Genomic DNA, 26,585 nt, shown 5'->3' with positions numbered 1-26,585 from the left:
CGAGACGGAGAGGAGAACAGCCATGTCTCGAATCGGCAGGATCCCCGTCCCGGTGCCGGCAGGCGTCGATGTCGCCATCGACGACCGCGTGGTGACGGTCAAGGGTCCCAAGGGAACGCTCAGCCACACCATCGCGGCGCCCCTCACGGTGGACCGCGACGACGCGGGCGCCCTCGTGGTGTCGCGTCCCGACGACGAGCGCAACTCGCGCTCGCTGCACGGCCTGACCCGCACGCTGCTGGCCAACCTGGTCACCGGCGTGACGGAGGGCTACACCAAGAAGCTCGAGATCGTCGGCACCGGTTACCGCGTGCTGGCGAAGGGTGACAACCTCGAGTTCGCACTCGGCTTCAGCCACCCTGTGGTCATCGAGCCCCCGGCCGGCATCACGTTCGCGGTCGAGTCCGCGACGAAGTTCTCGGTCCAGGGCATCGACAAGCAGCAGGTGGGCGAGGTCGCCGCGAACATCCGCAAGATCCGCAAGCCGGAGCCCTACAAGGGCAAGGGCGTGCGGTACGCGGGCGAGAACGTGCGCCGCAAGGTCGGAAAGGCTGGGAAGTAGCCATGGCTATCGGCATCAGAGGCAAGGGCACGACCGTCGCACGTCGGCGTCGTCACCTGCGCCTGCGCAAGAAGGTGGTCGGTACGGCTGCTCGTCCCCGCCTCGTCGTGACGCGCTCCGCGCGGCACATGACCGCTCAGGTCGTGGACGACGCGATCGGCAAGACGCTCGCGTCTGCGTCGACCCTCGAGGTCGACCTGCGTGGCGACGACGGCGACAAGACCGCCAAGGCCCGCAAGGTCGGCGAGCTCGTGGCCGCTCGTGCCAAGGCTGTTGGCGTCGAGGCCGTCGTGTTCGACCGTGGCGGCAACAAGTACCACGGTCGGGTCGCTGCGGTCGCCGACGGCGCCCGTGAGGGCGGTCTGAACCTGTGACGACGAACTCCGCATCGAAGAAGAGGACTCTCTGATGGCTGCTCCTCAGCGCAGCAACACCGGTGCCGGTGGCACCGGCGGCGACCGCCGGGACGGCGGCCGTCGTGACGGCGGGCGGCGTGACGCCCCCGAGAAGAGCGCGTTCGTCGAGCGCGTCGTGACGATCAACCGTGTCGCCAAGGTCGTCAAGGGCGGCCGCCGGTTCAGCTTCACCGCGCTCGTCGTGGTGGGCGACGGCGACGGCACGGTCGGCGTCGGCTACGGCAAGGCCAAGGAGGTGCCCGCGGCGATCGCCAAGGGTGTCGAGGAGGCGAAGAAGAGCTTCTTCCGCGTCCCCCGTATCCAGGGCACCATCCCTCACCCCGTCACGGGTGAGAAGGCCGCCGGTGTCGTCTTCCTGCGCCCCGCGTCGCCGGGTACCGGTGTGATCGCCGGTGGTCCGGTGCGTGCGGTGCTCGAGTGCGCCGGGATCCACGACGTGCTCAGCAAGTCGCTCGGGTCGACCAACGCGATCAACATCGTGCACGCGACGGTCGAGGCCCTGCGCTCCCTCGAGGAGCCCGAGGCCGTGGCCGCCCGTCGTGGGCTGCCGCTCGACCACGTCGCGCCGCACGCGCTGCTGCGCGCGCAGGCCGAGGGCCGTGCCGCTGCGGCCGCGAAGGCAGGTGCATGATGGCCCGCCTCAAGGTGACCCAGACCCGTTCCGCCATCGGCGGTAAGCAGAACCAGCGCGACACGCTGCGCACCCTGGGCCTGAAGCGGATCGGCGACGTCGTCGTCAAGGAGGACCGCCCTGAGATCCGCGGCATGGTCAACACGGTGACGCACCTGGTCGCGGTCGAGGAGGTCGAGTGACCATGGCCGACGACAAGAAGGCTGACAAGAAGGCCGACGACACGACGGTGACCGAGGCGCCCAAGGCTGCCAAGAAGGCCCCGGCGAAGAAGGCCACCGCCAAGACGGAGTCCGCTCCGGCTGCGGAGAAGAAGACCAAGGCGGCCTCGTCCGCCAAGGCCGACTCCTCCACGGCTGAGTCCTCCGCGAAGGCCGAGAAGGCCCCGGCGAAGAAGAAGGCCCCGACGGCTGCCGCCAAGGCCGCTGCCGAGGCCGCTGCCCAGCCCGGCGCGGGGGGCACCCTCAAGGTGCACCACCTGCGTCCGGCCCCGGGCGCCAAGACCGCCAAGACCCGCGTGGGTCGTGGTGAGGCGTCCAAGGGCAAGACGGCCGGCCGTGGTACCAAGGGCACCAAGGCCCGGTACCAGGTGCCGGACCGCTTCGAGGGTGGGCAGATGCCGCTGCACATGCGGCTGCCCAAGCTCCGTGGCTTCAAGAACCCGTTCCGCGTCGAGTACCAGGTCGTCAACCTGGACAAGCTCTCGGCGCTGTACCCCGACGGTGGCGACGTGACGGTCGCCGACCTGGTCGCCAAGGGCGCGGTCCGCAAGGGCCACCGCGTCAAGGTGCTGGGCGACGGCGAGCTGACGGTCAAGGTCTCGGTCGACGTGGACAAGTGCTCCGCATCGGCGAAGGACAAGATCGAGGCCGCCGGCGGGAGTGTCGCGCAGGGCTGACGCCCCGCAGACGTCCGCACGGTCGGACCACACGCAGCGGGCGGTCCCGGGAGAGATCCCGGGGCCGCCCGCTGCGTCGTTGTCGGCACGTCCGGTCCGGCCGGCGCACATGTCGGTGCGCCGCCGGGCCTGGTCGGTGACGAAAGTGGGCTCTGCATCTCCGAAAGTCGGTCGACGTCGCCGCCGACAGGGTCCCGGGATGGGCGCCTTGTCCGGTGCGGCACGGCGGTCGGGCCCCGCGACGCAGGCGTCGGCACGGTAGATGGCCGCGGGCGCCGGGGCACCGTCGATCGCTCTGGCGAACGGTTGCCGTCTGTGACCTGCGCCTCGGCATCAAACGGGTGACGCGGCGCGAGGTTGTCATGACCGGCGATGGCAACGAGTTCAACTTTCGAGCGACCGGGTGAAACAGATCGGCGACCTGGGGAGTAGCACCCGTCGTTGTGCGCCCGTAGATCCGGGTGTGGCGTGGTGTGACCTTTGTGTCGTAATGGACGGCCGTCTTGGACGAATGACCTACTTGAACCTGCAAGCGGATGTCGGACCACGTCGCACTCGTCAGGAGAGCGGCACGACAGCCACCGCAGGATCAAGGGGACACCGGACATGGGCGCAGTTGCGAGCAGGCAGCGCAGGGCGGGCACACGTCGTGCCGCCGTCGGCGCAGCGGCCGCACTCGTGCTTGGTCTGGGGCTCGCGCCGGTCGTGGGCGTCCTGGCGGCGACCCCCGCCGCGGCTGCGACCGGTGTTGCCATCGACGCCAATCTCAGCAACCACCGCGGGACCGACGCGACCGGCGGACCTGCCGGCTCCGAGTCCAACAACTGCGTCCGGTTCGACCCGACCTCGCCCTCCGCCGACCGTTGGTCGTCCACGGAGGTACGCGCGGCGCACGGACGTCCGATCCGCCAGACTCGGTACTGGATCTTCGGGTGGTTCGCTTGGGACGACGACAGCAACCCCCCGTGCCCCGCCACGCTCGACGCGGCCGGATACGGCCCCAGGAGCATCGGTCTCCTCACCCAGGAACAGGCGCCAGGCCAAAGTGTCATCGGCCTGACGCCGGGGCCGACGGCCGACGTCCCGAACGGCGGCTCTTTCCTACTCGGTACCCTCAGGCACCACAACAACCGGGTCACGACGGGAACCCCGTTCTTCCGGGGTGCACTGAAACTCCGCGTCGGCGGAAACGTCCTCTCGACGGACTACGTCCTGAACGAGACAGCCGGCACGGTGAACGTCGCGGGTCTGATGCGCACGGAGACGGTGACGCTCAACGGCATGAAGTACCGGCTGAGCGTCCAGGGCTTGAAGCCTGCAGCCAGCAGCGGTAGCTGCGCGAACAGCTCGACGGGCACGTTCACCGAGACAGTCACCACGGTTGAGAGCGCCGTCAGCGTCAACTGCCTGTGGGGCAGGCTGGACCAGATTCGTCCCTTGACGGTCGTCAAGCAGGCCGCGGCGGTCGGTGACAGCACCTCCACGATCCCCGCCTCGACGTTCACGTCGAGGTCGAGCGTGCCGACCTCACCGTGGCTCGCTCCCGACTTCGCGCTCACGCCGGCCGCGGTCGGCAGCAGCGTGGCGCTGGCGGCCCGCGACTTCCAGGTGACGGGCGAGAGCGTCACTTTGACCGAGCACGCGCCGGCCGCGAGCTGGGAGCTGTCCTCGATCACCTGCCGTGACGGCTTGAACGCTGCAATCCCGTCCGGCCTGGAGATCAACCTGGCCAGCCGCAGCGTGACCCTCGCGAACGTCCCCGAGGCGACCTCTGCTCCCGCAGCCCCCATCACCTGCACCTTCCTCAGCACCTACGTCGCGCCGACGACGCTCACGCTCGTCAGCACCACCATCCCGAGCGGCACGACGGCGGTCCCGACCGCGGGCTGGTCGTTCACGGCGGACGGGCTCGGGGGACCGCTGGTGACGGCGGGTGCCGCCGGATCAGCCGTCGGGACCATCGACGTCCCGAGCCCGACCCGCTCCGTGCGTGTCACCGAGACCGTGCAGGCGGGCTACGTGCTCGACCGCGTGAGCTGCCGCCGCAGCGACCAGAGCGTCGTCCCGGTCGCGGTCACGGCGAACCACTTCGACCTCACGCTCGAGCGTGGCCGCAGCTACACGTGCACCGTGCTCAACCTGCGCCCGGGGGTGAGCCTCGTCAAGCAGGCGTTCCTCGCGAGCGACACCGGGTTCACCACGCCGCTCGCCGCCGCGCAGCCGCGCGACGCCGGCACGGCGCTGGTGTGGCGGTACACCGTGCGCAACACGGGCCAGACGACCCTGTCGGGCATCCTCCTGCGCGACGCGACCACCGTCACGACGAACGGAGCCGGGACGACCAACGGCTTCGCGTCCATCTCGTGCCCGGGCCGCCCCGACATCGCGGCCGGCACCACCGTGACCATCCCCACCCTGGCACCCGGCCAGGAGATCCGATGCCAGGCATCGGGGGTGCTGTGACACCTCATGCCACACATCTGCACGCCCGACCCACGACTTCCACAACCCCTCGGGACGCCCGCCCGGACGTCCCAGATCGCGCCTCCGGGCGGACCCAGCAGAAAGGTACGACCATGAACAAGAAGACCAAGGGCATCCTCGCCGGCACCGCCGGGATCGCGCTGCTCACGGGCGGTGCGACGTTCGCGGAGTGGAGCGACGACGCCACGCAGGACGGCGGCACGATCACGTCCGGCAACCTGGAGGTCGCGCCCGTCGGCACGCCCACCTGGTACGACGTCTCGAGCGACCGCACCGACGGTGCGGACCTGGCCGGCCTCCTCACGGGCCGCAACGGCCACGTCGTGGACGCGAACTGGCGGATCGTGCCGGGCGACACCGCCGTCGCGGAGTTCGGCTTCGCGGTCGCGCTCGAGGGCGACAACCTCGTCGCCAACATCGACCTCACCGACATCGAGGCCCTCGAGGGGAACGGCGCGACCGTCGACTACAAGGTGTTCAACGCCGCCGGTACCGAGATCACGCCCGCCACGGGCAACCTGATCCGCCTGCGGGGCGCCGACGGTGCGAGCGACCTGGGCGGCGCGGCGATCACCCGCACCGAGCTGGACGACACCGAGACGACGGCGGACGTGACCGTCGTCGTCGAGGTCACGTTCCCCGACACGCTCGAGGACCGGGACCGCGTGCAGACTGTCGTGGCCGACCTCACCGACGTGGGCGTCAGCCTCGAGCAGGTCCGCACGGGCGCCGGCTTCTGACCGGCCCGCGCGGGGGCCGGCCGACCGCCCGGCCCCCGCGCACCACTGTCCGTACCGCCACCACCCCGCGACCCACGACCAGGAGGACGCCATGACCGCCACCCGCGCACCGCGCGACAGCTGGTCGTCGGGCGTCCTGTCGGCCGTCACCACGGCCCTCGTCCTCGCGGTGCTGGTGCTCGCGGTGGCGCTGACGGTCGTGCCGCGCATGCTCGACGGCGCGGCGCTGACCGTGCTGACGGGCTCGATGGTGCCGACCTACGACCCCGGCGACGTGGTCGTCGTGCGTGGCGTCAAGGACGCCGCGACCGAGGTCCGTGTCGGAGACGTCGTGTCGTTCCAGCCGTTGCCGGACGACCCGACGCTCGTCACCCACCGCGTCGTGTCCTTCCGCTCGACGGCGGACGGCCCGCGCTGGGTCACGCGCGGCGACGCGAACGGCGCCGATGACGAGCCCCTGCAGGCCCAGCAGATCAAGGCCGAGGTCGTCTACCACGTGCCTTACGTCGGGCACGTGACGCTGGCGGCCGGCCAGCACCGCTCCACCATCGTCGTGGGCGCCGCCATCGCGCTCGTCGTCTACGGTGCGTGGATGGTGCTCAGCCCCGACCGCGCCCGCCGGGCCGCCCGCGACGCTGCAGCCGACCCGGCCGTGGGCCTCGCGGAGGACCCCACGGACGCCGACGCGACCGCCGAGCAGCGCGCCTCGAGCGACAAGGTCGCCTCGTGACGCGCCGCCGCCTTGCCGCGATCGCGCTGGCCGCCGTGCTGACGGCCACGCTGGCGTCCGGGACGACCTACGCCATGTGGTCGAGCGACGCCGAGGCGGCGATCGGCGTGCTGCGCACCGGCAATCTCGACCTCGAGCTCGTCGGTGGCGTCCAGTGGGCGGAGACGTCCCCCGGGCTCACCGGCCACGTGATCGCCACGGGTACCGGTGGCACCGCCGACCACCTCGCGGTCCCGGGCGACTCGTTCACGTTGACGCAGCGCTTCCGGACGACCCTGGAGGGCGACAACCTGCGCGCTCGGCTCACGGTGCGCTGGCTGGCCGGTACCTCCGTCCCGGCGGGTGTCGACGGCACGTTCGTGGTGACGTCTCCGTCCGGCGTGACCAGCGGCCCGACGCGGCTCGGCGCGCCCATGACGCTGCAACCGGCGAGCCTGCCCAGCGGCACGGGGGAGTGGACACTCGTCGCGACTCTGCAGTGGAACGGCACCGACCGTGTCGTCGCGCCCTCAGCGCTGCCCGACCAGCCCACCACCTCGGCCAGCGGGACGCTGCAGCTCGACCTGGAGCAGGTGCGATGAGCGGCCTTCGAGAGCGGCTCGTCAGCTTGCCTACTGCCGCGGTGCTGGCGCTCGCCGTCGGGATCGCCGCGCTCGTGGGCATGGTCGGTGGCGGGACGCTGGCGTTGTGGCGCGACGTCGAGACGGTGTCCGCCAGCATGCCCTCCGGCGTGGTCGCCTTCGGCGTGCGGGCGTCCGCACCGGTTGCTCAGACGGACTACGCGACGAGCGCCACCGACACCGTCGACTTCACGTTCGGGTCCGCCGCGGCCGCGACGCTCTACACGACAGGTTCGGTCGCGCTCCTCTTCCAGGTCGACGCGCTCGCGCAGGGCCACCGCGGCCTGCGGTACACCGTGACCCGCCAGATCAGTGGTGGCGTCTTCGGTGACTCGACCGTGCGGCTGGTCAAGGTGACCAGCGCGGCTGCCTGCACCGCGACCGCGTCCGGGCCGGACGCGAGCACGTCGACGCCGGTCCCCTCCACCTACAGCACCACGAAGGCGCTCACCAGCGAGTACTGGTGCCTCATCGCCACGTTCGAGCAGCTGAAGGGGTCGTACGGCAACACCGCGTCCGTCGACGCCGGCGTCACGACGTCCGGCGGCACCACGTCCGAGCGTGTGGGCGCGCAGAGCAGCTGGAGCGCGCAGGTCCGCAAGACCTTCGTGCCCGCGAACGAGCCGACGCACCGCCTCAGACTCGCGTTCACGACCTTCAGGCCGGGTCAGTGAGGCGCCCGGCCCGGGCCTTCGGGGTCCTCGTCGCCGGCGTCGTCGCGACACTCCTCGCCTCGCCGGCCGCCGCCGCGGGCTACGGCGAGGCGCTCGTGACCACGTGGGACGGCCCGACCGTCAACCTGGCCTGGGACGGGTCGTCGTACACGACGGACTCCTCGTCGTTCTCCGGCACGCCCGTCGTCGTGCCGGGCGACATGCAGGGCCGCACCATCACCGTGACCAACCACGGCCCGACGGACGCGACCCTGCGCGGCTGGGTGCAGGACGTGACGCTGCTTGATCCCGACGCGCTCGACATCTACCACTCCACCGGCGTACCGCAGGGCGACTTCTACGCGGACCTGACGCTCGCGTGGAGCACCGCGTCGAGCGAGGGGCGCTCGTCCTTCCGGCAGCTCGCAGCTGCGGGCGCGACCCAGGTCGTCGACGTCCCCCTGGCGCGCGGGGCGAGCACGCAGGTCACCGTGGTGACCGCGTTGCCTCTGACCGCGACCTCCGGCAACCGCGCGAACGTCGCGCCGCGCGAGGCGACCTACGAGGTCCTCCTGCGGCTCGACGGGCGAACGCCGCCGGCGTCGGAGGGTACCCCTCCTTCCGCCGGCTCCTCGGCCACGGGCCCCGCGAGCGAGGCGGGTTCGGACGCCGGCACCGCCGCCCTCGCCCTCACCGGCCTCGACGCGCTCCGCGCGGCCCTGCTCGCGGTCGTGGCCATCGGCGTCGGATCGACCCTCCTCGGCGCCGCTCGACGACGTCGCGACGTCCAGAACCCGGGCGGGTCCGGCACGACGCCGTCCGCGGGGTAGTCTCTACCGGCGGTCCGTCCCGCTCATCGACGGCGACGGGGTCGGAGGACGGCCCACACAGCAGGAGGACGACAGGTGCTCAGTGCATTCGCTCGGGCGTTCAGGACGCCCGACCTGCGGCGCAAGCTGCTCTTCACCATCGGGATGATGGTGCTCTTCCGCGTCGGGTCGTTCCTGCCGACCCCCGGGGTGAGCTATCCCAACGTCCAGGCCTGTATCGAGCAGACCGCCGACAACGACCTCCTGGGCCTCGTCAACCTGTTCAGTGGCGGCGCGCTCCTGCAGCTGTCCGTCTTCTCGCTCGGGATCATGCCGTACATCACGGCGAGCATCATCGTGCAGCTCCTGCGCGTGGTGATCCCCAAGTTCGAGGAGCTCCACAAGGAGGGGCAGTCCGGCACCGCGAAGCTCACGCAGTACACGCGGTACCTGACCATCGGCCTGGCGATCCTGCAGTCGACGACGATCATCACCTTCGCGCGCAGCGGCAACCTGTTCCAGGGCTGCACGCTCGAGGTCATCCCGAACGACACGCCGCTGACGCTGCTGATCATGGTCATCACCATGACCGCGGGTACCGGCCTGATCATGTGGTTCGGCGAGCTCATCACCGAGCGCGGTGTCGGCAACGGCATGTCGCTGCTCATCTTCACGTCGATCGCCGCGTCGTTCCCCGGCGCCCTGTGGTCGATCGCCGGCGGAAACAACGGTGTCGGCAAGTTCGTCGCGGTCCTCGCCATCGTGGTGCTGGTCATCGGGCTGGTCGTGTTCGTCGAGCAGTCGCAGCGCCGCATCCCGGTGCAGTACGCGAAGCGCATGGTCGGGCGCCGCATGTACGGCGGGTCGAGCACCTACATCCCGATCAAGATCAACATGGCCGGCGTCATCCCCGTGATCTTCGCGTCCTCGCTGCTCGCGGTGCCGACGCTGATCGCGCAGTTCGGTGACGCGACCGCGGGCTGGGTGCAGTGGATCAGCGTGAACGTGGCCGACCCGGCCGCGCCGCTGCACATGGCGATCTACATCGTCCTCATCATCTTCTTCTGCTTCTTCTACACGGCGATCACGTTCAACCCGGACGAGGTCGCGGACAACATGAAGAAGTACGGCGGCTTCATCCCGGGCATCCGGGCCGGCCGGCCGACGGCCGAGTACCTCGACTACGTGATCACGCGCATCACGACGCCGGGCTCGCTCTACCTCGCCCTCGTCGCGCTGATCCCGATGATCGCCTTCATCGTGCTCGGCGTCGGTGCCAACATCCCGTTCGGCGGGGCGTCGATCCTCATCGTGGTGGGCGTCGGCCTCGAGACCGTCAAGCAGATCGAGTCGCAGCTGCAGCAGCGGCACTACGAAGGGTTCTTGCGTTGAGTTCACGTCTGGTCCTGCTCGGCCCTCCCGGTGCGGGCAAGGGAACGCAGGCCGCCCGCCTGGCCGAGAAGCTGGGCATCCCGGCCATCTCGACGGGCGACATCTTCCGCTCCAACATCAAGAACGGCACGGAGCTCGGGCGACGCGTGCAGGACATCACGGCATCCGGTGCGCTGGTCCCGGACGAGCTCACCAACGAGCTCGTCCGTGACCGGCTCGCCCAGGCCGACGCGGTCGAGGGGTTCCTGCTCGACGGGTACCCCCGCAACGTCGCCCAGGTCGCGGCGCTCGACGAGATCCTGGCTGCCGCGGGGCACGAGCTCGACCTCGCGGTCGAGCTCACCGTCGACCCGCAGGTCGTCGTCGACCGGCTGACGAAGCGTGCACAGATCGAGGGGCGCGCGGACGACACCGAGGACGTCGTCCGGCACCGGCTCGGCGTGTACGCCGAGCAGACGGCGCCCATCTCGCAGGTCTACGCCGCCCGCGGCGTGCTCGTGCAGGTCGACGGGCTGGGCGAGGTCGACGACGTGACGGCTCGGCTCCTCGCCGTGCTGAGCACGTCCGCCTCCTAGGGGGAGCGGCCGTGTTCGGACGCGAGCGCGTCGAGTACAAGACCCCGGAGCAGGTCGCCGTCATGCGGCGTGCCGGCCTGGTCGTGGCGGACGCGCTCGACGCCGTCCGTACCGCCCTGGCGCCGGGTGTGACGACGGCCCGGCTCGACGCCGTGGCCGAGGACGTCATCACGTCCGCCGGTGCCACGCCGTCCTTCCTCGGCTACCACGGGTACCCCGCGTCGCTGTGCGTCTCCGTCAACGACGAGATCGTCCACGGGATCCCGGGCTCGCGCGTGCTCCAGCCCGGTGACGTCGTCTCCGTGGACTGCGGCGCGATCGTCGACGGCTGGCACGGCGACTCCGCCTTCACCGTCGTCCTCGACCCCGCCGATCCCGCGGACGTCGAGCTCGCGAACGCGACCGAGGACGCCATGTGGGCCGGTATCGCGGCGCTCGCCACGGGGGAGCGGCTGGGCGCGGTGGGGGAGGCCGTCGAGGAGGTCGTCGAGGCCGCCGCCGCGCGCGGTGCGGCAGACCCGTTCGGCATCGTCGAGGACTACGTCGGCCACGGGATCGGCACGGCCATGCACCAGCCGCCCGACGTCCCGAACTTCCGGACCCGCGACCGCGGGCTCAAGCTCCGGCCGGGGCTGTGCGTGGCGGTCGAGCCGATGCTGGTCCGTGGTGACCAGGCGAACCACACCCTGACCGACGACTGGACCGTCGTCACCGACGACGGCTCCCGGGCGGCGCACTGGGAGCACACCGTCGCGCTGCTCGAGGACGGCATCGTCGTGCTCACCGCGCGGGACGGCGGTGCCGCTCGGCTGCGCGCGCTCGGCGTCGACGTCGCCACGCTCTGAGTCGGCGGCCGGGGCAGCCGACTGCCGGTACCGAGCGGTGTCAGGATGCCGTATGATTGCTCGTTGGTTGTGTGCGCCGTTAGTTCGGCGACCAGTCACCCCATGATCAGGCCGCACGATCTCGTGCGGGTCCGGCATGTCCTGCGGACGGGTTCAGGGGTGGTACGACCACCGGCAGGACAAGTCGAGCACGACAGTTAGCGGAGGACATGGCCAAGAAGGACGGCGTCATCGAGATCGAGGGCAGCGTGGTCGAAGCGCTGCCCAACGCGATGTTCCGCGTGGAGCTGGCCAACGGCCACAAGGTGCTCGCGCACATCTCAGGCAAGATGCGCCAGCACTACATCCGGATCCTCCCCGAGGACCGTGTGGTGGTCGAGCTCAGCCCGTACGACCTGTCCCGCGGGCGCATCGTCTACCGCTACAAGTAACCACCACCATCGAGACGCCGTCGGTCGGACCCACGTGGCCCGGGCGCGGCGGCGGAGGAACGAACGCGATGAAGGTCAAGCCGAGCGTCAAGAAGATCTGCGACAAGTGCAAGGTGATCCGCCGGCACGGTCGCGTCCAGGTGATCTGCGAGAACCTGCGCCACAAGCAGCGCCAGGGCTGAGCAGCCAGCACCGCCACCGCCCCCTTCCCGGGGGCAGCAAGCGCACCGCCGCCCGTGACCACGGCTGAGGCCCAGGTCACGGTGAACCCCCAGCTCGGAGGCTGGGGCCCGCAGGGACTGCGGGAGGACGGTGCGGCAGACCTCCGAGTGCAGTACAGGAGCCACCAGGCACATGGCACGTCTCATCGGTGTCGACCTGCCCCGCGACAAGCGGGTCGAGGTCGCCCTCACGTACATCTTCGGGGTCGGGCGCACGCGTGCGCAGCAGGCCCTGGCCGCCACGGGCATCAGCCCCGACGTCCGGGTCAAGGACCTGGGCGACACGGAGCTGGTCGCACTGCGCGACTTCCTCGAGGGCAGCTTCAAGCTCGAGGGTGACCTCCGTCGCGAGATCGCCGCCGACATCCGCCGCAAGGTCGAGATCGGCAGCTACGAGGGTCTGCGTCACCGCCGCGGCCTCCCGGTGCGCGGTCAGCGCACCAAGACCAACGCGCGTACCCGCAAGGGCCCCAAGCGCACCGTCGCCGGCAAGAAGAAGGCCGGGCGCAAGTGACGCCGCGGGCTGGTCGCGCCTGCCGCTGACCGCCCGCCCGTCGGCCCACCGACCCGCAGACCCCGAGAGAAGAAAAGATGCCTCCCAAGTCCCGTACCGCCGTGCGCAAGCCGCGCCGCAAGGAGAAGAAGAACGTCTCCCACGGCCAGGCGCACATCAAGAGCACGTTCAACAACACCATCGTGTCCATCACCGACCCGTCGGGCGCTGTGATCGCCTGGGCGTCGTCGGGCCAGGTGGGCTTCAAGGGCTCGCGCAAGTCCACGCCGTTCGCCGCGCAGCTCGCTGCCGAGGCGGCCGCTCGCAAGGCGCAGGAGCACGGCATGCGCAAGGTCGACGTCTTCGTCAAGGGCCCCGGCTCGGGCCGTGAGACCGCGATCCGTTCGCTGCAGGCCACCGGCCTGGAGGTCGGCTCGATCCAGGACGTGACGCCGCAGGCCCACAACGGCTGCCGTCCGCCGAAGCGTCGCCGCGTCTGACCCGCGTCCGGCCGGGACGGTACCCCGTGGTACCCGTCCCGGCCGTCGCGTGCCCGCCGCGCAGCACGTCAGGCAGCCCCGCAGGGGCAGCCGGCCGTGTGCGCGTCGGTCCACCACAGCACTGACGCCCAGACGTGCAGACCGAGGCACGTCCAGGCACGCAGTACCTGCGAAAGCGTCATATGGCGGACGCTCGCGGAGAGGAAACACACCGTGCTGATCGCACAGCGTCCCACCCTGACCGAAGAGGTCATCTCGGAGCACCGTTCGCGGTTCTCCATCGAGCCCCTCGAGCCCGGCTTCGGCTACACCCTCGGCAACTCCATGCGCCGGACGCTCCTGTCGTCCATCCCTGGCGCTGCGGTGACGTCGATCCGGATCGACGGCGTGCTGCACGAGTTCTCGACGATCCCGGGTGTCAAGGAGGACGTCACCGAGATCATCCTCAACATCAAGAACCTCGTCGTCTCCTCCGAGAACGACGAGCCCGTCGTGATGTACCTGCGCAAGCAGGGATCGGGTGAGGTCTCCGGCGCGGACATCGTGCCGCCCGCCGGCGTCGAGGTGCACAACCCCGAGCTGCACCTGGCCACGCTGAACGAGAAGGGCAAGCTCGAGATCGAGCTGACCGTCGAGCGCGGTCGTGGCTACGTGTCGGCGAACCAGAACAAGTCGTTCGATGCCGAGATCGGTCGTATCCCGATCGACTCGATCTACTCGCCGGTGCTCAAGGTGACGTACAAGGTCGAGGCGACCCGTGTCGAGCAGCGCACCGACTTCGACAAGCTCATCGTCGACGTCGAGACGAAGCCGGCGATCAGCCCGCGCGACGCCCTGGCGTCGGCCGGCCGCACGCTGGTCGAGCTGTTCGGGCTCGCCCGTGAGCTCAACGTCGAGGCGGAGGGCATCGAGATCGGCCCGTCGCCGACCGACGCGGCCCTGGCCGCGGACCTGGCGCTGCCGATCGAGGACCTGCAGCTCACGATCCGGTCCTACAACTGCCTCAAGCGCGAGGGCATCCACTCCGTGGGCGAGCTCGTGGCGCGGTCCGAGGCGGACCTGCTCGACATCCGCAACTTCGGTGCGAAGTCGATCACCGAGGTCAAGGAGAAGCTGGCCGAGCTCGGCCTGACGCTCAAGGACAGCCCGCTGGACTTCGACCCCACGGCCGCCGGCGGCTACTACGGGGACGACGAGACGGACTTCGTCGAGGACGAGCAGTACTGACGTAGGTGGCCGGAGTGACCGCGCGCTGACGCGCCGGCCACGGCACGTCGCCCTCATCGCAGAACCCAAGGAGTAGAGACCATGCCCACGCCCACCAAGGGTCCCAGGCTCGGTGGCAGCCCGGCGCACGAGCGGCTCATCCTCGCGAACCTCGCGACGGCGCTGTTCGAGCACCGGCGGATCACGACCACGGAGACGAAGGCCAAGCGCCTGCGCCCCCTGGCCGAGCGCCTCATCACGTTCGCCAAGCGCGGCGACCTGCACGCACGTCGTCGCGTGATGACCGTCGTCAAGGACAAGGGTGTCGTGCACACCCTGTTCACGGAGATCGCGCCGGCCGTGGCCGACCGCCAGGGCGGCTACACGCGCATCACCAAGATCGGCCCGCGCAAGGGCGACAACGCCCCCATGGCCGTCATCGAGCTCGTCCTGGAGCCGCTGTCGCCCAAGCAGGCCGTCGTCAAGGAGGCCACGCGCGCCACCGAGAAGGCAGCGCCCAAGAAGGCGGCGAAGTCCGAGGACAAGCCCGTCGAGGACGCCCCCGTCGAGGACGCTCCGGTCGAGGACGCCAAGGTCGAGGACGCCCCGGTCGAGGACGCTCCCGTCGAGGACGCCAAGGCCTGACGCACCCGCACCACGACAGGGCCCGGACACCGCACGGTGTCCGGGCCCTGCGGCGTCCGGCGGGCGTGCGCGCCGGTGCCCGCATAGCCTCGAGCCATGGCCCCGGCCCCGCCCGTCGTCCTCGTGCACGGCCTGCGGGCGTCCCGCACGATGTGGCGCGCACAGGTCGAGGCCCTGCAGCGGGCCGGGCACCCGGCGCTGGCGATCGACCTGCCGGGCCACGGTGAGCGCATCGCCGAGACGTTCACGTGGGACGGTGCGCTGCAGGCGGTCAGCGACGGGGTGGACGAGATCGGAGGGCCCGCGCTGGTCGTGGGCCTGTCACTCGGCGGCTACATCGCCATCGCGCACGCCGCGCGTCATCCCGGGCAGGTCGCAGGGCTGGTGGCGGCGGGGTGCAGCTCGCGGCCGTATCCCGTCGTGCTGCGGGGATGGGAGGCGGCTGCCGACAGGTTCTTCGCGCGGCTGCCCGACCGCGGCGCGGCGGTCAACCAGGTGCTCGTCGACCGGTTCCTGCCGGCGCAGGGCGCCGCCGACGCCGGTGCCGGCGGCTTCGCGCTGGACGTCGTCGGTGACACCATGCGCGCGATGCGGCGCGCGGACCCGCTGACGGACCTCGCGCGCCTCGACGTGCCGGTCTGGATCGTCAACGGCCGGTTCGACCACTTCCGTGGCGAGGAGCGGCGGTTCCTGGCGGCGTGCCGCGAGGGGCACCTCGTGGTCGTGCCGGGGGCCTCGCACCTCGTCAGCCTCGTGCAGCCCGTGCGCTTCACCCGCGTGCTGCTGGAGGTGCTCGACGAGCTCGCAGCCCGTGCTGACAGGTCAGGCGTCGTGCGTGCGCAGGTCCCACGCGCGCACGCCCCCGACGATCCCGGCTTGGTTGGGCACGACGACGACGTCGTCGCCGAGCCGCTCGAGCGTGGGCGGCGACACGCGCCGGGAGTTGCCGCCGCCGAGGTAGAGCCGGTCCCAGTGGAAGACGGGGCGCAGCCCCTCGACGACCGTGCGGACCCGTCGTGACCACAGCGCGTCCCCGAGGCGCGCCCGCTCGTGCTCGCCGACGTACGCGTCGTACGTCGTGCCCCACCGGACCGGGGCGTGCGACAGCTCCAGGTGGGGCGCGAGCCGCCCGCCGTCGAAGAGCGCGGCGCCCAGGCCGGTCCCGAACGTGAGGACGAGCTCCAGCCCGGTGCCGGACACCACGCCGGCACCGTGCACCTCGGCGTCGTTCAGGACGAGCGTGGGCATGCCGAGCCGGGCCGTCAGCAGCGCCTGCACGTCGCAGCCCGCCCATGCGGTGCGCAGCTCCGGCACGACGGCGCTGCGCGGCCCCGACCGCGTGACGTAGTGCGGCGTGGCGACCACGACACCGTGGCGGATCATCCCGGGGACCCCCACGGTGGCGCGCTGCGCGCCCGGGAGGCGGGCGGCGATGTCGGCGATCGTGTCCGCCAGGCGCTGCGGGGGCAGGGGGTAGGGGGTGGGGACGCGCACCGCCGGAGCGTGCAGCGTGCCGGCGGCGTCGAGCACGGACGCCTTGATGCCGCTGCCGCCGCAGTCGACGGCCAGCGTGTACGGCTCGGACGGACGGTGCACCGTGCCACGGTAGCCCGCCCGTTACGGTGGGGCCCGTGACCGGTGAGGAGACGCGCACCGTGCGCCTGCGCCTGGACCTGGCGTACGACGGCGGGCGGTTCGCCGGCTGGGCGCGCCAGCCGGACCTGCGCACCGTGCAGGGCGAGCTCGAGGCGGGTCTCTCGACGGTGCTGCGCAGCGCCCCGCGGGGTGATCCGCGGCCGCGCGTGACGGTGGCCGGACGCACCGACGCCGGAGTGCACGCGCGGGGCCAGGTGGCCCACGTGGACGTCGTGGCGGGCGCGCTGACGGCCGTGCGCGGCCGGTCGGACCGGGACGACGTGGACGCCCTCCTGACGCGCCTGGCGGGCGTGCTGCCCGACGACCTGGTGGTGCGGGCCGTGCACCGTGCGCCCGACGGGTTCGACGCGCGGTTCTCCGCGCTGCGGCGGCGCTACGCCTACCGGGTCTGCGACGACCCCGCCACGCGCGACCCGCTGCGGCGGGGGTGGGTCCTGTGGCACCGCCGGCCGCTCGACGTCGCCGCGATGGACGCGGCGGCGGGCACGCTCGTCGGGCGCCACGACTTCGCGGCCTACTGCAAGCCGCGGCCGGACGCGACGACGATCCGCACGCTCGAGGCGTTCGGCTGGTCGCGGCCCGACGCGGGTCCGGACGCCGGGCTGGTGGTGGCCCACGTGCAGGCCGACGCGTTCTGCCACTCGATGGTCCGCGCGCTGGTCGGCGCGAGCCTCGCCGTGGGGGAGGGGCGGCGCCCTGTCACGTGGCCGCGCGAGATCCTCGACGGGCGGGTGCGGCACGGCGGCGCGACCGTGGTCCCGGCGCACGGTCTGACGCTCGAGGAGGTCACGTACCCCTCGGACGACGAGCTGGCGGGTCGTGCGGAGCAGACGCGCGCGCGCCGCAGCGCCGCCGACCTGAGCGGCCCCCCGCTCGCGCCGGGCTGCTGCGGCTGACGGCGCCGGCACCACGCCGACGCGCGCGGTGCCGGCGCTGGACGGCAGGCTCAGGGGGTGCGGGGCTCCTCGCCGCCGACGTCCTGCGACGTGACCTCGTCGTCGTCGTCCGTGGCCCAGGCGCCCACGTACTCCTCCTCGATGACGTGCACGGCGGCCTCCTCGGCGGACGCGGCGCCGCCGTCGACGCCCGCGTCGACCGCGAACTGGTCCGTCCCGCCGGCCTCGACCGCGTCGTCGTCCTCGACCAGCCGTCCGGCGCGCAGCTCGTCGCGGTGCGCGGCGGGCGGCGCATCAACCTCCCAGACCTCCGGCTCCTCCTGCGCCACGCGCTGCTCGAGCGTCTCGCCGCGGGACTCCTCCCACGCCGTCTCGCCGAAGTGCGCGGAGGCCGGTCGCGGGCGCTCGGGCGGGGTGATGCCCTCGTCGAGCGGGTCGGTGACGCCGCGCTCGACCATCGTGTCCTCGCCGGGCAGCTGGTTGCTGTCACCCTCGGTGCCGAGTGCCGGGTCGGTGCTGGTTGCTGGGGTGTCCTCGCTCATGCCCCCGACCCAAGCACTGCTCGCACGGTCCCGCCACAGGACCGCGGTGCGCGCCTCGCAATGCGCTTCCGGCTCCCACGTCGCGGGGCCCACACTGATCCGCATGGGCCATCTCGACGTCGGCGGTGTCGGCTACACGCTCCCCGACGGGCGTCCCCTCCTGCACGACGTGACGTTCCGGGTCGGTGACGGTGCGCGCGTGGCGCTCGTCGGGCCCAACGGGGTCGGCAAGTCGACGCTGCTGCGCATCGTCACGGGCGACACGGCGGCGCACGCGGGCTCGGTGCAGCGCAGCGGCGGTCTGGGCGTCATGCGGCAGGACGTCGGACGCATCGACGACGAGCGCAGCGTGCGTGACCTGCTCGCCGGCCTCGCGCCCCCGGCGGTCCGCGAGGCCGCGGCGGAGCTCGCAGCCGCCGAGCTGGCCATGATGGAGGTGGACGACGAGCCGACGCAGATGCGGTACGCGCAGGCGCTCGCGGACTGGGCGGACGTCGGCGGGTACGAGGCCGAGGTGGGCTGGGACCGGGTGACGGACGCGGTGCTCTCGCTGCCGTTCGAGCGTGCGCAGCACCGGTACGTGCGCACGCTGTCCGGCGGCGAGCAGAAGCGGCTCGTGCTGGAGGCGCTGCTGCGCGGGCCGGACGAGGTCCTGCTGCTCGACGAGCCCGACAACGCCCTGGACGTGCCGACCAAGCGCTGGCTCGAGGACCGGCTCGTCGCGAGCGGCCGCACGGTCCTGTTCGTCAGCCACGACCGCGAGCTCCTGGCACGCGTGGCGACCCACGTCGCCACGCTCGAGCCGGCCGAGGGCGGGGCGCGCGTCTGGGTGCACGGTGGTGGCTTCGCGACGTACGCGCAGGCGCGCGCGGACCGGCGCGCACGTCACGAGGAGCTGCTGCGGCGCTGGGAGGAGGAGCACGCGCAGCTGCGCGAGCTCGTCGTGACGCTCAAGACGAAGGCCGCGTTCAACGACGGCCTGGCCTCGCGCTACCAGGCCGCGCAGACGCGGCTGCGCAAGTTCGAGGAGGCCGGGCCGCCGGCCGTCCTGGCGCGGGACCAGCAGGTGAGCGTGCGGCTGCGGGGCGGGCGGACGGCCAAGCGTGCCGTCGTCGCGCAGGACCTGGAGCTCACGGGGCTGATGCGGCCGTTCGACCTCGAGGTCTGGTACGGCGAGCGCGTCGCGGTGCTGGGGGCGAACGGCTCAGGCAAGTCCCACTTCCTGCGGCTGCTCGCCGCCGGCGGCTCCGACCCCGAGCACGCGCCCGCGGGTGACGTGCCGGTCGCGCCCGTCGCCCACACGGGGTCGGTCGTGCTGGGGTCGCGCGTGCGGCCCGGGTGGTTCGCGCAGAACCACGCGCACCCCGAGCTCGTGGGGCGCACGCTGCTGGAGGTCCTGCACCGGGGTGACGGCCACCGCGCCGGACTGGGCCGCGAGGCCGCGAGCCGCGCGCTGGACCGGTACGAGCTCGTCGCGGCGGCTGAGCAGCGGTACGAGACGCTGTCGGGCGGTCAGCAGGCGCGGCTGCAGATCCTGCTCCTGGAGCTCGGCGGCGCGACCCTGCTGCTCCTCGACGAGCCCACCGACAACCTCGACCTGCACTCGGCCGAGGCCCTCGAGGCGGGGCTCGCGGCGTTCGACGGCACGGTGCTCGCGGTGACGCACGACCGGTGGTTCACGCGCACGTTCGACCGCTACCTGGTGTTCGGGTCCGACGGCTCGGTGCTCGAGACGCCGGAGCCCGTGTGGGACGCGGGGCGGGTGCAGCGCGTACGGTAGGGACCGACGCACGTGACGCCTGCCACCTGTTTTGCCTGGCGGAGCCGGTCCGGGTAGTCTGGTGCGTCGTTGTGCGTCCCCTGTCGCGCACCGGTGGCTTCTCACCACCGGGTGCCGATGGACGTCCTGGTGCGATCCCACTCGCCGGGCGGGATGCTCCGGCAGCCATCCTCGGCCGGTCGCCCTGCGCGCCCGGCCACGACACGTATCACGAGACAGAGGCAACCCCGTGCGCACGTACACCCCGAAGCCCGGCGACGTCGAGCGGAACTGGTACGTCATCGACGCGACCGACGTCGTGCTCGGTCGTCTGGCCAGCCACGTGGCCACCCTGCTGCGCGGCAAGCACAAGGCGACCTTCGCTCCTCACGTCGACGGCGGCGACTTCGTCATCGTCATCAACGCGGAGAAGGTCGCGCTGACCGGCAACAAGCGGGAGACCAAGCTCGCCTACCGCCACTCCGGTTACCCGGGTGGTCTGCGGGCGACCCGTTACGTCGACCTCCTCGAGAAGCACCCGGAGCGTGCGATCGAGAAGGCCGTTCGCGGCATGCTGCCCCACACGACCCTCGGTCGCGGGCAGATCAGCAAGCTCAAGGTCTACCGCGGTGCGGAGCACCCGCACGCGGCCCAGCAGCCGAAGCCGTTCGAGCTCACCCAGGTGGCGCAGTAAGCCCCCGGCTGCTGCGGCAGAGAAACTAGAACGCGAGGATCCCGTGGCTCAGACCACCGTCGAGACCGAGTACGAGGGCGACGACACGCCCACCAGCTACACCTCCGAGACCGTCGCGCCCACCGGCCGCGGGCAGTCCCTCACGGCACCGGGCCAGGCGCTCGGCCGCCGCAAGGAGGCCATCGCCCGCGTCCGTCTGGTGCCCGGCACCGGCCAGTGGAAGATCAACGGCCGCGCCCTCGAGGAGTACTTCCCGAACAAGGTGCACCAGCAGCTCGTCAACTCCCCGCTGAAGCTCGTGGACGTCGAGGGTCGTTTCGACGTCGTCGCGCGCATCACCGGGGGTGGCGTCTCCGGCCAGGCCGGCGCGCTGCGCCTGGGCATCGCCCGCGCGCTCAACGCGATCGACGCGGAGAACAACCGTCCGGCGCTCAAGAAGGCCGGCTTCCTCACGCGTGACGCTCGCGTGGTGGAGCGCAAGAAGGCGGGTCTCAAGAAGGCCCGCAAGGCGCCGCAGTACTCGAAGCGCTGACCCAGCGCTCCGGCCCGATGGCCTCGGCGGTCGACAGACCGCCGGGGCCATCGGCATGCCGGGGCAGGACGGGCCGGCACGCGGGTCGCGGCGTCGGGAACGGATCAGGCACGACGCCGGCAGCGTCCTCGCGGGGGCGGGCCGCCGGCAGGACGAAGGAGCCGGGTAATGGGTCGACTGTTCGGGACCGACGGGGTGCGCGGTCTGGCGAACCGGGACGTCACGGCGGAGGTCGCGCTCGACGCGTCCGTCGCCGCGGCGCACGTGCTCGCCTCACGGGGCGACTTCGCCGGGCACCGTCCCCGTGCGCTGATCGGTCGTGACTCGCGCATCTCGGGCGAGTTCCTCTCCGCGGCGGTGGCCGCGGGTCTGGCGTCCGCGGGCGTCGACGTCGACAACGTCGGCATCCTCCCGACACCGGCGGTCGCCTACCTGACGGCGGCGCGCGGCGTCGACATCGGCGTGGTGCTGTCCGCGTCGCACAACCCCATGCCCGACAACGGCATCAAGTTCCTCGCGCGCGGCGGCCAGAAGCTCGACGACGACGTCGAGGCGGCCATCGAGGCGCGGATGGGTGAGGACTGGGACCGGCCCCTGGGCGCGGACGTCGGTCGGATCCGCATGGACCTCAACCTCGCGGGCCAGCAGTACGTCGACCACCTCGTCGCGACGATCGGCGGCACGCGGCTCGAGGGTCTGCGCATCGTCATCGACTGCGCCAACGGCGCCGCGAGCGAGGTCGGGCCCGTCGCGCTGCGCCAGGCGGGCGCCGACGTCGTGGTCATCAACGCGTCGCCCGACGGCCGCAACATCAACGAGGCGTGCGGGTCCACGCACCCGGAGCAGCTGCAGGCGGCCGTCGTGGCGGCGCACGCAGACCTCGGTGTCGCGCTCGACGGCGACGCCGACCGCTGCCTGGCGGTCGACGCGACCGGTGAGCTCGTCGACGGCGACCAGATCATGGGCGTGCTCGCCGTCGCGATGCACGAGCGCGGCGACCTCCGGCACGACACCCTCGTCACCACGGTCATGAGCAACCTGGGGCTGCGGATCGCGATGCGCGAGGCCGGCATCGCCACGGTCGAGACGGGCGTCGGTGACCGGTACGTGCTCGAGGCCATGCGCGCCGGCGGGTTCGGCCTGGGCGGCGAGCAGTCCGGCCACATCATCATGGCGGCCCACGCCACGACGGGTGACGGCCTCCTGACGGCGCTGCACCTCGCGGCCCGTGTGGTGCAGACCGGCCGCCCGCTGGCCGAGCTCGCGGGGATCGTGCGCAGGCTGCCGCAGATCCTCGTCAACGTGCCGGGCGTGGACCGTTCGCGCACGGACGACCCCGTGCTCGTCGAGGCCGTCGCCGCCGCGACGGCCTCGCTCGGTGACACGGGACGCGTGCTGCTGCGCCCGTCGGGCACCGAGCCGCTCGTCCGCGTGATGGTGGAGGCCGCCACGCAGCAGGAGGCCGACGCCGTCGCGAACGAGCTCGCGGGTGTCGTCCGGGAGCGCCTGTCGCTGTGATGTCGCCCGCCGGGGAGCCGGCGGCCTGCCGGGGCTGAGGAGGAGGACGGATGTCCGAGAGCGACCGCATCGCGCGCGACCTCGCGCGCCGCACGCTGGACGCGGCACGCGCCGCGGGACCCGACGCCGTCGCGCCGATCGTCCAGGCGGGCCACCCCGTGCTGCGTGCCGTGGCGCGGCCGTACGACGGCGGGCTCGGTGCCGACGAGCTCACCGAGCTGCTCGCGCTCATGCGCCGCACGATGCGGGCGGCCCCGGGCGTCGGGCTGGCCGCACCGCAGATCGGGATCCCGCTGGCGCTCGCGGTCGTCGAGGACCCGGGGGCGGGTGACGGCGAGGTCGCCGACGTGCGCGAGCGCGCCCCGCTCGCGTACCGGGTGCTGGTCGACCCGTCCTACGAGCCGGTCGACGACGACCAGGTCGCCTTCTACGAGGGCTGCCTGAGCGTCGTCGGGTACCAGGCCGTCGTGGCCCGGGCGCGGACGGTGCGCCTCACGGGGCTCGACGAGACGGGTGCACGGGTCGACGAGGTCCTGCGCGGCTGGCCCGCACGGATCGTGCAGCACGAGACCGACCACCTGCGCGGCACGCTCTACGTCGACCGGGCCATCACCCGCTCGCTGTCCGCGACGGACGCCTGGGGCGCACACTGGGGAGCGGAGCCGGTCCCGCACGAGGCTGCGCGGGCGCTCGGCTTCGAGCTGCCGCGGACGGCACGGGGGAGTGCCGGGGAGGAGAGGCGATGAAGCCGTTCCTGTTCCTGGGGGTGCGGCCCGAGGACGCACCCGCGGACGACGAGTACGCGGCGATGCTCAGGTGCACGGGCCTCGACGAGTCGACCCTGCGTCGTGTGCGGCTCGAGGCCGCTCCCCTGGGCGACGTCGACCTCGACGCGTGGTCCGGCATCGTGCTCGGCGGGGGACCCTTCTGCGTGAGCGACCCCGAGGACACCAAGTCCGCCGTGCAGCGCAGGGTCGAGGCGGACCTCGCGCGGCTGCTGGACGCGGTCGTGCCCGCCGACCACCCGTTCTTCGGGGCCTGCTACGGCATCGGCACCTTGGGGCGGCACCAGGGTGGTGTCGTCGACCGTGCCCACCCCGAGCCCGTCGGCGCGGTCACCGTCGAGCTCACCGCCGCCGGCCGCGCCGACCCCGTCATGGGCGTCGGCCCCACCCGGTTCGGTGCGTTCGTGGGGCACAAGGAGGGGCTCAGCGCGCTGCCGCCTCACGCGGTGCTGCTCGCGACGTCGAGCACGGCACCCGTCCAGGCCTTCCGGGTGGGCAGGAACGTGTACGCCACGCAGTTCCACCCGGAGCTCGACGTCGACGGCCTCGCGACGCGCGTCGAGGCGTACCGCTACGACGGGTACTTCGACCCCGCCGAGGCGGCGCAGGTGGTGGCCGACGCGCGCACCAGCGGCGTGCGCACGGTGCCGGGGGTGCTGCGGGCGTTCGTCGAGCGGTACGTCCACCCGCGGGGGGACGCCGGTCCGGGCCGCACCGTCCTGGGGGACGAGATGGGGGTCCGTCAGGGCTGATTCGGGGGAATACCCGATGTGCCCGGGAGCGGTGCGCACCTAGCGTGGGCACGTGGCCACCGCCGGGGTGGGCACGACGAAGGGGGGCCACGTGCTCGAGCAGTGGGCACTCGACCTCGCGGCGTCGCCGTGGGTCTTCGCGGCGCTGCTCGGGTTCGCGACGATCGACGGGTTCTTCCCGCCGGTGCCCAGCGAGTCGCTGGTCATCGGTCTCGCGTCGCTCTCGACCTCGACGGGCAGTCCCGTGCTGTGGCCCGTCATCGCGGTGGCGGCCCTCGGGGCGTTCACGGGTGACCAGATCGCCTTCCAGATCGGCAGGGCCCTGCCCATCCGACGCCTGCGCGGCTTCCGCGGCCGGCGCGGGCAGGCGCTCCTGGACTGGGCCGAGCGTGCGCTGCGCGACCGCGGCGCCGCGTTCATCATCGCGGCGCGCTACATCCCCGTGGGGCGGGTCGCGGTCAACATGACGGCCGGCGCGCTCGGCTTCCGCCGCCGCCGCTTCGTGCTCCTCACCGCGATCGCCGCCGTGACCTGGGCCCTCTACTCGACCCTCATCGGGATCGGCACGGGGACCGTCCTGGGGCACTCGCCGATCGTCGGGGTGGTGGTGGGAATCCTCGGAGGGTTCGCGATCGGGCTGGTCGTCGACCGGGTGCTGCGGCGTTGCCTGCACATCGACCCGCTGCCCGAGCAGGCTGCGGGGGCCGCGCTCGAGCAGGAGCGGCCGACGCCCGACGCCTCGCCGGCCGTCGCGGCCGACGCGCGCGTCCGGCCGGGCGACGGAACGGTCGCCTGACGCCAGTCGGAGGTCACGATGACCTCACGATGTGACCGCTGTGACAACGATCCGGTATCGACCGGTCGGCCGGGCGGGCTCCGCCGTCCGGCGCGGCCTACGCTCGAGGGAGCGCGACGTCGACGTCACGCTCCCCGCCCACCGCGAGGCCCCACGACGTGTGGGGTCCGACCCCGTGCGCCCGGGGACGAGGCGGTGGAGGACGAGGGTGCGGGCAGCGCGACGCGGTGCGACGGCGGGGATCGCCGTGCTCGCGCTCGCGGGCTGCGACCAGTCGGTGGCGGCGCAGCCCGCCGCGACGACGGCCGAGGTCCGGACGGACGCGAGCTGTCTGGACCCGGAGGTGCTCGACGCGCTCGGCCTCGAGCTGGACCCGTCCCTGCGCACCGGTGCCGCCGCCACGACGACGCGCGGCCTGCCGCCGGAGGGCTTCGTCGCCGACACCGCGCTGCTGTGCGACCGTGGCGGGACGCTGCGCGACTCGGCGGGTCGGTGGTGGGCGGTCACGTCGACGCGTCTCGAGGGCGACCTGGAGCCGCTGGTCCGGGGCGTGACGGGCACGTCCGCCGCGTGCGGCGTCGGGATCGTCGCCCAGGTGTGGCTGGTCGACGCGCTGGGCGCTGCCGTCCTGCTGCCACGTGAGGCGGCGTGCTCCGGCGCCGGCCTGCCCGCGGCGCTCGAGGAGCTCGACGTGGTCGACCGCACGGAGCACCCCGTCGCGCTCGAGCAGCCCGTCACGGCGGACGTCCCCGCACCCTGAGGCCGGTGCGGCGGTTCGTCAGATCTTGCGCAGCCGCACCCGCTGGACCGCGTGGTCCGGTCCCTTGGTGAGCACCAGTGTGGCGCGGCTGCGCGTCGGCAGGATGTTCTCCTCGAGGTTCGGCGCGTTGATGCTGTCCCAGATGCTCTCGGCGCGGGCGACCGCCTCGTCGTCGGTGAGCGACGCGTAGCGGTGGAAGTAGGACTCGGGCCGGGCGAACGCCGTCGCGCGCAGCGACAGGAACCGGTCCACGTACCACTGCTTGACGTCGGACGTGCGGGCGTCGACGTAGATCGAGAAGTCGAAGAAGTCGCTGAGCGCGAGGTTGGACGTGCCCGCCAGGGTGGGGCGTGCCGGCTGCAGCACGTTGAGGCCCTCGACGATGAGCACGTCCGGCTGCCGCACCACCACGTGCGCGTCGGGCACGATGTCGTACGTGAGGTGGTCGTACACCGGGACCGTGACCTCGGGCCGTCCGGCCTTGACCTTCGACACGAAGCGCAGCAGCGCCCGCCGGTCGTAGGACTCGGGGAAGCCCTTGCGCTGCAGCAGGCCGCGCCGCTCGAGCTCGGCGTTGGGATGCAGGAAGCCGTCCGTCGTCACCAGCTCGACGTGCGGCGTCGCGGGCCACCGTGCCACCAGCTCGCGCAGCAGCCGCGCCGTCGTGGACTTGCCCACGGCGACCGAGCCCGCGACGCCGATGACGAACGGCGTGCGGCCGACGTCCTCGCGCAGGAACGTGCTCGTCGCGTGGTGCAGGCCGCGCGTGGCCTGGATGTACAGGTCGAGCAGGCGCGACAGTGGACGGTAGATGGCATCGACCTCGGCGAGGTCGATGGGATCGCCGATGCCGCGCAGCCGGTCGACGTCCGCATCGGTCAGCGGCAGGGGTGTCGAGGCCGACAAGCGGGTCCAGGCGCTGCGGTCGAGGTCGACGTAGGGCGTGGCGGGGACCAGGGACGGCACCCGACGATTGTTCCGTATGACGGGGCGTGCTGGTGCCGACCGGCGCCGCGCGCCACCCATCTGCTCCGAGCGTCCCGG

General features: G+C 72.4%; 32 protein-coding genes and 1 pseudogene. 30 read left to right on the top strand and 3 right to left on the bottom strand.

Annotation, left to right across the window (positions count from 1 at the left end; all coding sequences use genetic code 11):
- Positions 1-22: 22 nt before the first annotated feature.
- The 21 genes and pseudogenes from rplF to KKR89_RS18375 all read left to right on the top strand — a co-directional run.
- Positions 23-562: a 50S ribosomal protein L6 gene (rplF, locus tag KKR89_RS13090; protein WP_191782365.1), complete on the top strand. Its 540-nt coding sequence runs from the start codon at positions 23-25 to the stop codon at positions 560-562.
- 2 nt (positions 563-564) lie between these two features.
- Entirely contained in the window at positions 565-936 is a 372-nt protein-coding gene (gene rplR / locus KKR89_RS13085) for a 50S ribosomal protein L18 (RefSeq protein WP_208195831.1), read from the top strand.
- Between the two features lie 34 nt (positions 937-970).
- The gene (gene rpsE, locus KKR89_RS13080; RefSeq protein ID WP_208195830.1) at positions 971-1,609 is read left to right on the top strand and encodes a 30S ribosomal protein S5; all 639 of its coding nucleotides are present in this window, start codon (positions 971-973) and stop codon (positions 1,607-1,609) included.
- On the top strand, positions 1,609-1,791 hold the full coding sequence (gene rpmD, locus KKR89_RS13075) for a 50S ribosomal protein L30 (protein WP_191782373.1): 183 nt from the start codon (positions 1,609-1,611) through the stop codon (positions 1,789-1,791). The genes rpsE and rpmD overlap by 1 nt, the downstream gene beginning before the upstream one ends.
- Before the next feature lie 2 nt (positions 1,792-1,793).
- The gene (gene rplO / locus KKR89_RS13070; protein WP_208196359.1) at positions 1,794-2,507 is read left to right on the top strand and encodes a 50S ribosomal protein L15; all 714 of its coding nucleotides are present in this window, start codon (positions 1,794-1,796) and stop codon (positions 2,505-2,507) included.
- 606 nt (positions 2,508-3,113) lie between these two features.
- Entirely contained in the window at positions 3,114-4,970 is a 1,857-nt protein-coding gene (locus KKR89_RS13065) for a prealbumin-like fold domain-containing protein (RefSeq protein ID WP_214765496.1), read from the top strand.
- A gap of 113 nt (positions 4,971-5,083) precedes the next feature.
- Entirely contained in the window at positions 5,084-5,731 is a 648-nt protein-coding gene (locus tag KKR89_RS13060) for an alternate-type signal peptide domain-containing protein (protein WP_208195827.1), read from the top strand.
- Positions 5,732-5,822: 91 nt separating this feature from the next.
- Positions 5,823-6,461 (top strand): signal peptidase I, encoded by a 639-nt coding sequence (locus KKR89_RS13055; protein WP_208195826.1) that lies wholly within the window; start codon positions 5,823-5,825, stop codon positions 6,459-6,461.
- A complete protein-coding gene (locus KKR89_RS13050) occupies positions 6,458-7,042 on the top strand; it encodes a hypothetical protein (protein ID WP_208195825.1) in 585 nt (194 codons plus the stop codon). Before KKR89_RS13055 ends, KKR89_RS13050 begins: the two co-directional genes overlap by 4 nt.
- Complete coding sequence (locus KKR89_RS13045) at positions 7,039-7,755, top strand: hypothetical protein (RefSeq protein WP_208195824.1); 717 nt, start codon at positions 7,039-7,041, stop codon at positions 7,753-7,755. Before KKR89_RS13050 ends, KKR89_RS13045 begins: the two co-directional genes overlap by 4 nt.
- Positions 7,752-8,564 (top strand): hypothetical protein, encoded by an 813-nt coding sequence (locus KKR89_RS13040; protein WP_208195823.1) that lies wholly within the window; start codon positions 7,752-7,754, stop codon positions 8,562-8,564. The genes KKR89_RS13045 and KKR89_RS13040 overlap by 4 nt, the downstream gene beginning before the upstream one ends.
- 75 nt (positions 8,565-8,639) lie before the next feature.
- Positions 8,640-9,935 (top strand): preprotein translocase subunit SecY, encoded by a 1,296-nt coding sequence (secY, locus tag KKR89_RS13035; protein ID WP_208195822.1) that lies wholly within the window; start codon positions 8,640-8,642, stop codon positions 9,933-9,935.
- On the top strand, positions 9,932-10,510 hold the full coding sequence (locus KKR89_RS13030) for an adenylate kinase (protein ID WP_208195821.1): 579 nt from the start codon (positions 9,932-9,934) through the stop codon (positions 10,508-10,510). Before secY ends, KKR89_RS13030 begins: the two co-directional genes overlap by 4 nt.
- A gap of 11 nt (positions 10,511-10,521) precedes the next feature.
- On the top strand, positions 10,522-11,355 hold the full coding sequence (gene map, locus KKR89_RS13025) for a type I methionyl aminopeptidase (RefSeq protein WP_208195820.1): 834 nt from the start codon (positions 10,522-10,524) through the stop codon (positions 11,353-11,355).
- A 209-nt stretch (positions 11,356-11,564) separates the two neighbouring features.
- Complete coding sequence (gene infA, locus KKR89_RS13020; protein ID WP_012867920.1) at positions 11,565-11,786, top strand: translation initiation factor IF-1; 222 nt, start codon at positions 11,565-11,567, stop codon at positions 11,784-11,786.
- A gap of 68 nt (positions 11,787-11,854) precedes the next feature.
- Complete coding sequence (gene rpmJ / locus KKR89_RS13015; RefSeq protein WP_013117849.1) at positions 11,855-11,968, top strand: 50S ribosomal protein L36; 114 nt, start codon at positions 11,855-11,857, stop codon at positions 11,966-11,968.
- A gap of 172 nt (positions 11,969-12,140) precedes the next feature.
- Positions 12,141-12,521 carry a 30S ribosomal protein S13 gene (rpsM, locus tag KKR89_RS13010; RefSeq protein ID WP_191782401.1) on the top strand — a complete coding sequence of 127 codons (381 nt, stop codon included), beginning with the start codon at positions 12,141-12,143 and terminating at the stop codon, positions 12,519-12,521.
- 77 nt (positions 12,522-12,598) lie between these two features.
- Positions 12,599-13,000, top strand: coding sequence for a 30S ribosomal protein S11 (gene rpsK, locus KKR89_RS13005; RefSeq protein WP_135973018.1), 402 nt, complete (start codon positions 12,599-12,601; stop codon positions 12,998-13,000).
- Between the two features lie 213 nt (positions 13,001-13,213).
- Positions 13,214-14,227 carry a DNA-directed RNA polymerase subunit alpha gene (locus tag KKR89_RS13000; RefSeq protein ID WP_208195819.1) on the top strand — a complete coding sequence of 338 codons (1,014 nt, stop codon included), beginning with the start codon at positions 13,214-13,216 and terminating at the stop codon, positions 14,225-14,227.
- A gap of 81 nt (positions 14,228-14,308) precedes the next feature.
- Positions 14,309-14,851 (top strand): 50S ribosomal protein L17, encoded by a 543-nt coding sequence (gene rplQ, locus KKR89_RS12995; protein WP_208195818.1) that lies wholly within the window; start codon positions 14,309-14,311, stop codon positions 14,849-14,851.
- A gap of 96 nt (positions 14,852-14,947) precedes the next feature.
- Positions 14,948-15,562: pseudogene (locus KKR89_RS18375) on the top strand (alpha/beta fold hydrolase); the annotation flags it as partial.
- Between the two features lie 111 nt (positions 15,563-15,673).
- Here the strand turns inward: KKR89_RS18375 and KKR89_RS18370 are convergent.
- Positions 15,674-16,447, bottom strand: a complete 774-nt coding sequence (locus KKR89_RS18370) for an ROK family protein (protein ID WP_251140891.1) — start codon at positions 16,445-16,447, stop codon at positions 15,674-15,676.
- A gap of 26 nt (positions 16,448-16,473) precedes the next feature.
- Between KKR89_RS18370 and truA the strand changes: the two genes are divergently transcribed.
- Positions 16,474-17,403 (top strand): tRNA pseudouridine(38-40) synthase TruA, encoded by a 930-nt coding sequence (truA, locus tag KKR89_RS12985; RefSeq protein ID WP_208195816.1) that lies wholly within the window; start codon positions 16,474-16,476, stop codon positions 17,401-17,403.
- A gap of 50 nt (positions 17,404-17,453) precedes the next feature.
- Here the strand turns inward: truA and KKR89_RS12980 are convergent, their stop codons facing one another.
- Positions 17,454-17,945, bottom strand: coding sequence for a DUF5709 domain-containing protein (locus KKR89_RS12980; RefSeq protein WP_208195815.1), 492 nt, complete (start codon positions 17,943-17,945; stop codon positions 17,454-17,456).
- A 103-nt stretch (positions 17,946-18,048) separates the two neighbouring features.
- On the opposite strand from KKR89_RS12980, the gene KKR89_RS12975 reads away from it, so the two are divergent.
- The 8 genes from KKR89_RS12975 (at position 18,049) to KKR89_RS12940 (ending at position 25,541) form a co-directional block, all read left to right on the top strand.
- On the top strand, positions 18,049-19,725 hold the full coding sequence (locus KKR89_RS12975) for an ATP-binding cassette domain-containing protein (protein WP_208195814.1): 1,677 nt from the start codon (positions 18,049-18,051) through the stop codon (positions 19,723-19,725).
- A gap of 229 nt (positions 19,726-19,954) precedes the next feature.
- The gene (rplM, locus tag KKR89_RS12970) at positions 19,955-20,398 is read left to right on the top strand and encodes a 50S ribosomal protein L13 (protein ID WP_191782414.1); all 444 of its coding nucleotides are present in this window, start codon (positions 19,955-19,957) and stop codon (positions 20,396-20,398) included.
- Positions 20,399-20,441: 43 nt separating this feature from the next.
- Positions 20,442-20,930 carry a 30S ribosomal protein S9 gene (gene rpsI / locus KKR89_RS12965; RefSeq protein WP_208195813.1) on the top strand — a complete coding sequence of 163 codons (489 nt, stop codon included), beginning with the start codon at positions 20,442-20,444 and terminating at the stop codon, positions 20,928-20,930.
- A gap of 168 nt (positions 20,931-21,098) precedes the next feature.
- Positions 21,099-22,448 carry a phosphoglucosamine mutase gene (glmM, locus tag KKR89_RS12960; protein ID WP_208195812.1) on the top strand — a complete coding sequence of 450 codons (1,350 nt, stop codon included), beginning with the start codon at positions 21,099-21,101 and terminating at the stop codon, positions 22,446-22,448.
- A 50-nt stretch (positions 22,449-22,498) separates the two neighbouring features.
- On the top strand, positions 22,499-23,194 hold the full coding sequence (locus tag KKR89_RS12955; protein WP_208195811.1) for a peptide deformylase: 696 nt from the start codon (positions 22,499-22,501) through the stop codon (positions 23,192-23,194).
- The gene (locus KKR89_RS12950; RefSeq protein ID WP_208195810.1) at positions 23,191-23,985 is read left to right on the top strand and encodes a glutamine amidotransferase; all 795 of its coding nucleotides are present in this window, start codon (positions 23,191-23,193) and stop codon (positions 23,983-23,985) included. Before KKR89_RS12955 ends, KKR89_RS12950 begins: the two co-directional genes overlap by 4 nt.
- A 52-nt stretch (positions 23,986-24,037) precedes the next feature.
- The gene (locus KKR89_RS12945; RefSeq protein WP_251140890.1) at positions 24,038-24,781 is read left to right on the top strand and encodes a DedA family protein; all 744 of its coding nucleotides are present in this window, start codon (positions 24,038-24,040) and stop codon (positions 24,779-24,781) included.
- Between the two features lie 208 nt (positions 24,782-24,989).
- Entirely contained in the window at positions 24,990-25,541 is a 552-nt protein-coding gene (locus tag KKR89_RS12940) for a hypothetical protein (RefSeq protein WP_208195809.1), read from the top strand.
- Between the two features lie 18 nt (positions 25,542-25,559).
- On the opposite strand, the gene coaA is transcribed toward KKR89_RS12940, so the two are convergent.
- Positions 25,560-26,567: a type I pantothenate kinase gene (gene coaA / locus KKR89_RS12935; protein ID WP_243882670.1), complete on the bottom strand. Its 1,008-nt coding sequence runs from the start codon at positions 26,565-26,567 to the stop codon at positions 25,560-25,562.
- Positions 26,568-26,585: the final 18 nt, after the last annotated feature.

The sequence above is a fragment of the Cellulomonas dongxiuzhuiae genome, assembly GCF_018623035.1.
Taxonomy (GTDB): domain Bacteria; phylum Actinomycetota; class Actinomycetes; order Actinomycetales; family Cellulomonadaceae; genus Cellulomonas; species Cellulomonas dongxiuzhuiae.
Note: the sequence above shows the minus strand (reverse complement) of the source record. Positions and strands in the feature narration are given on the sequence as shown.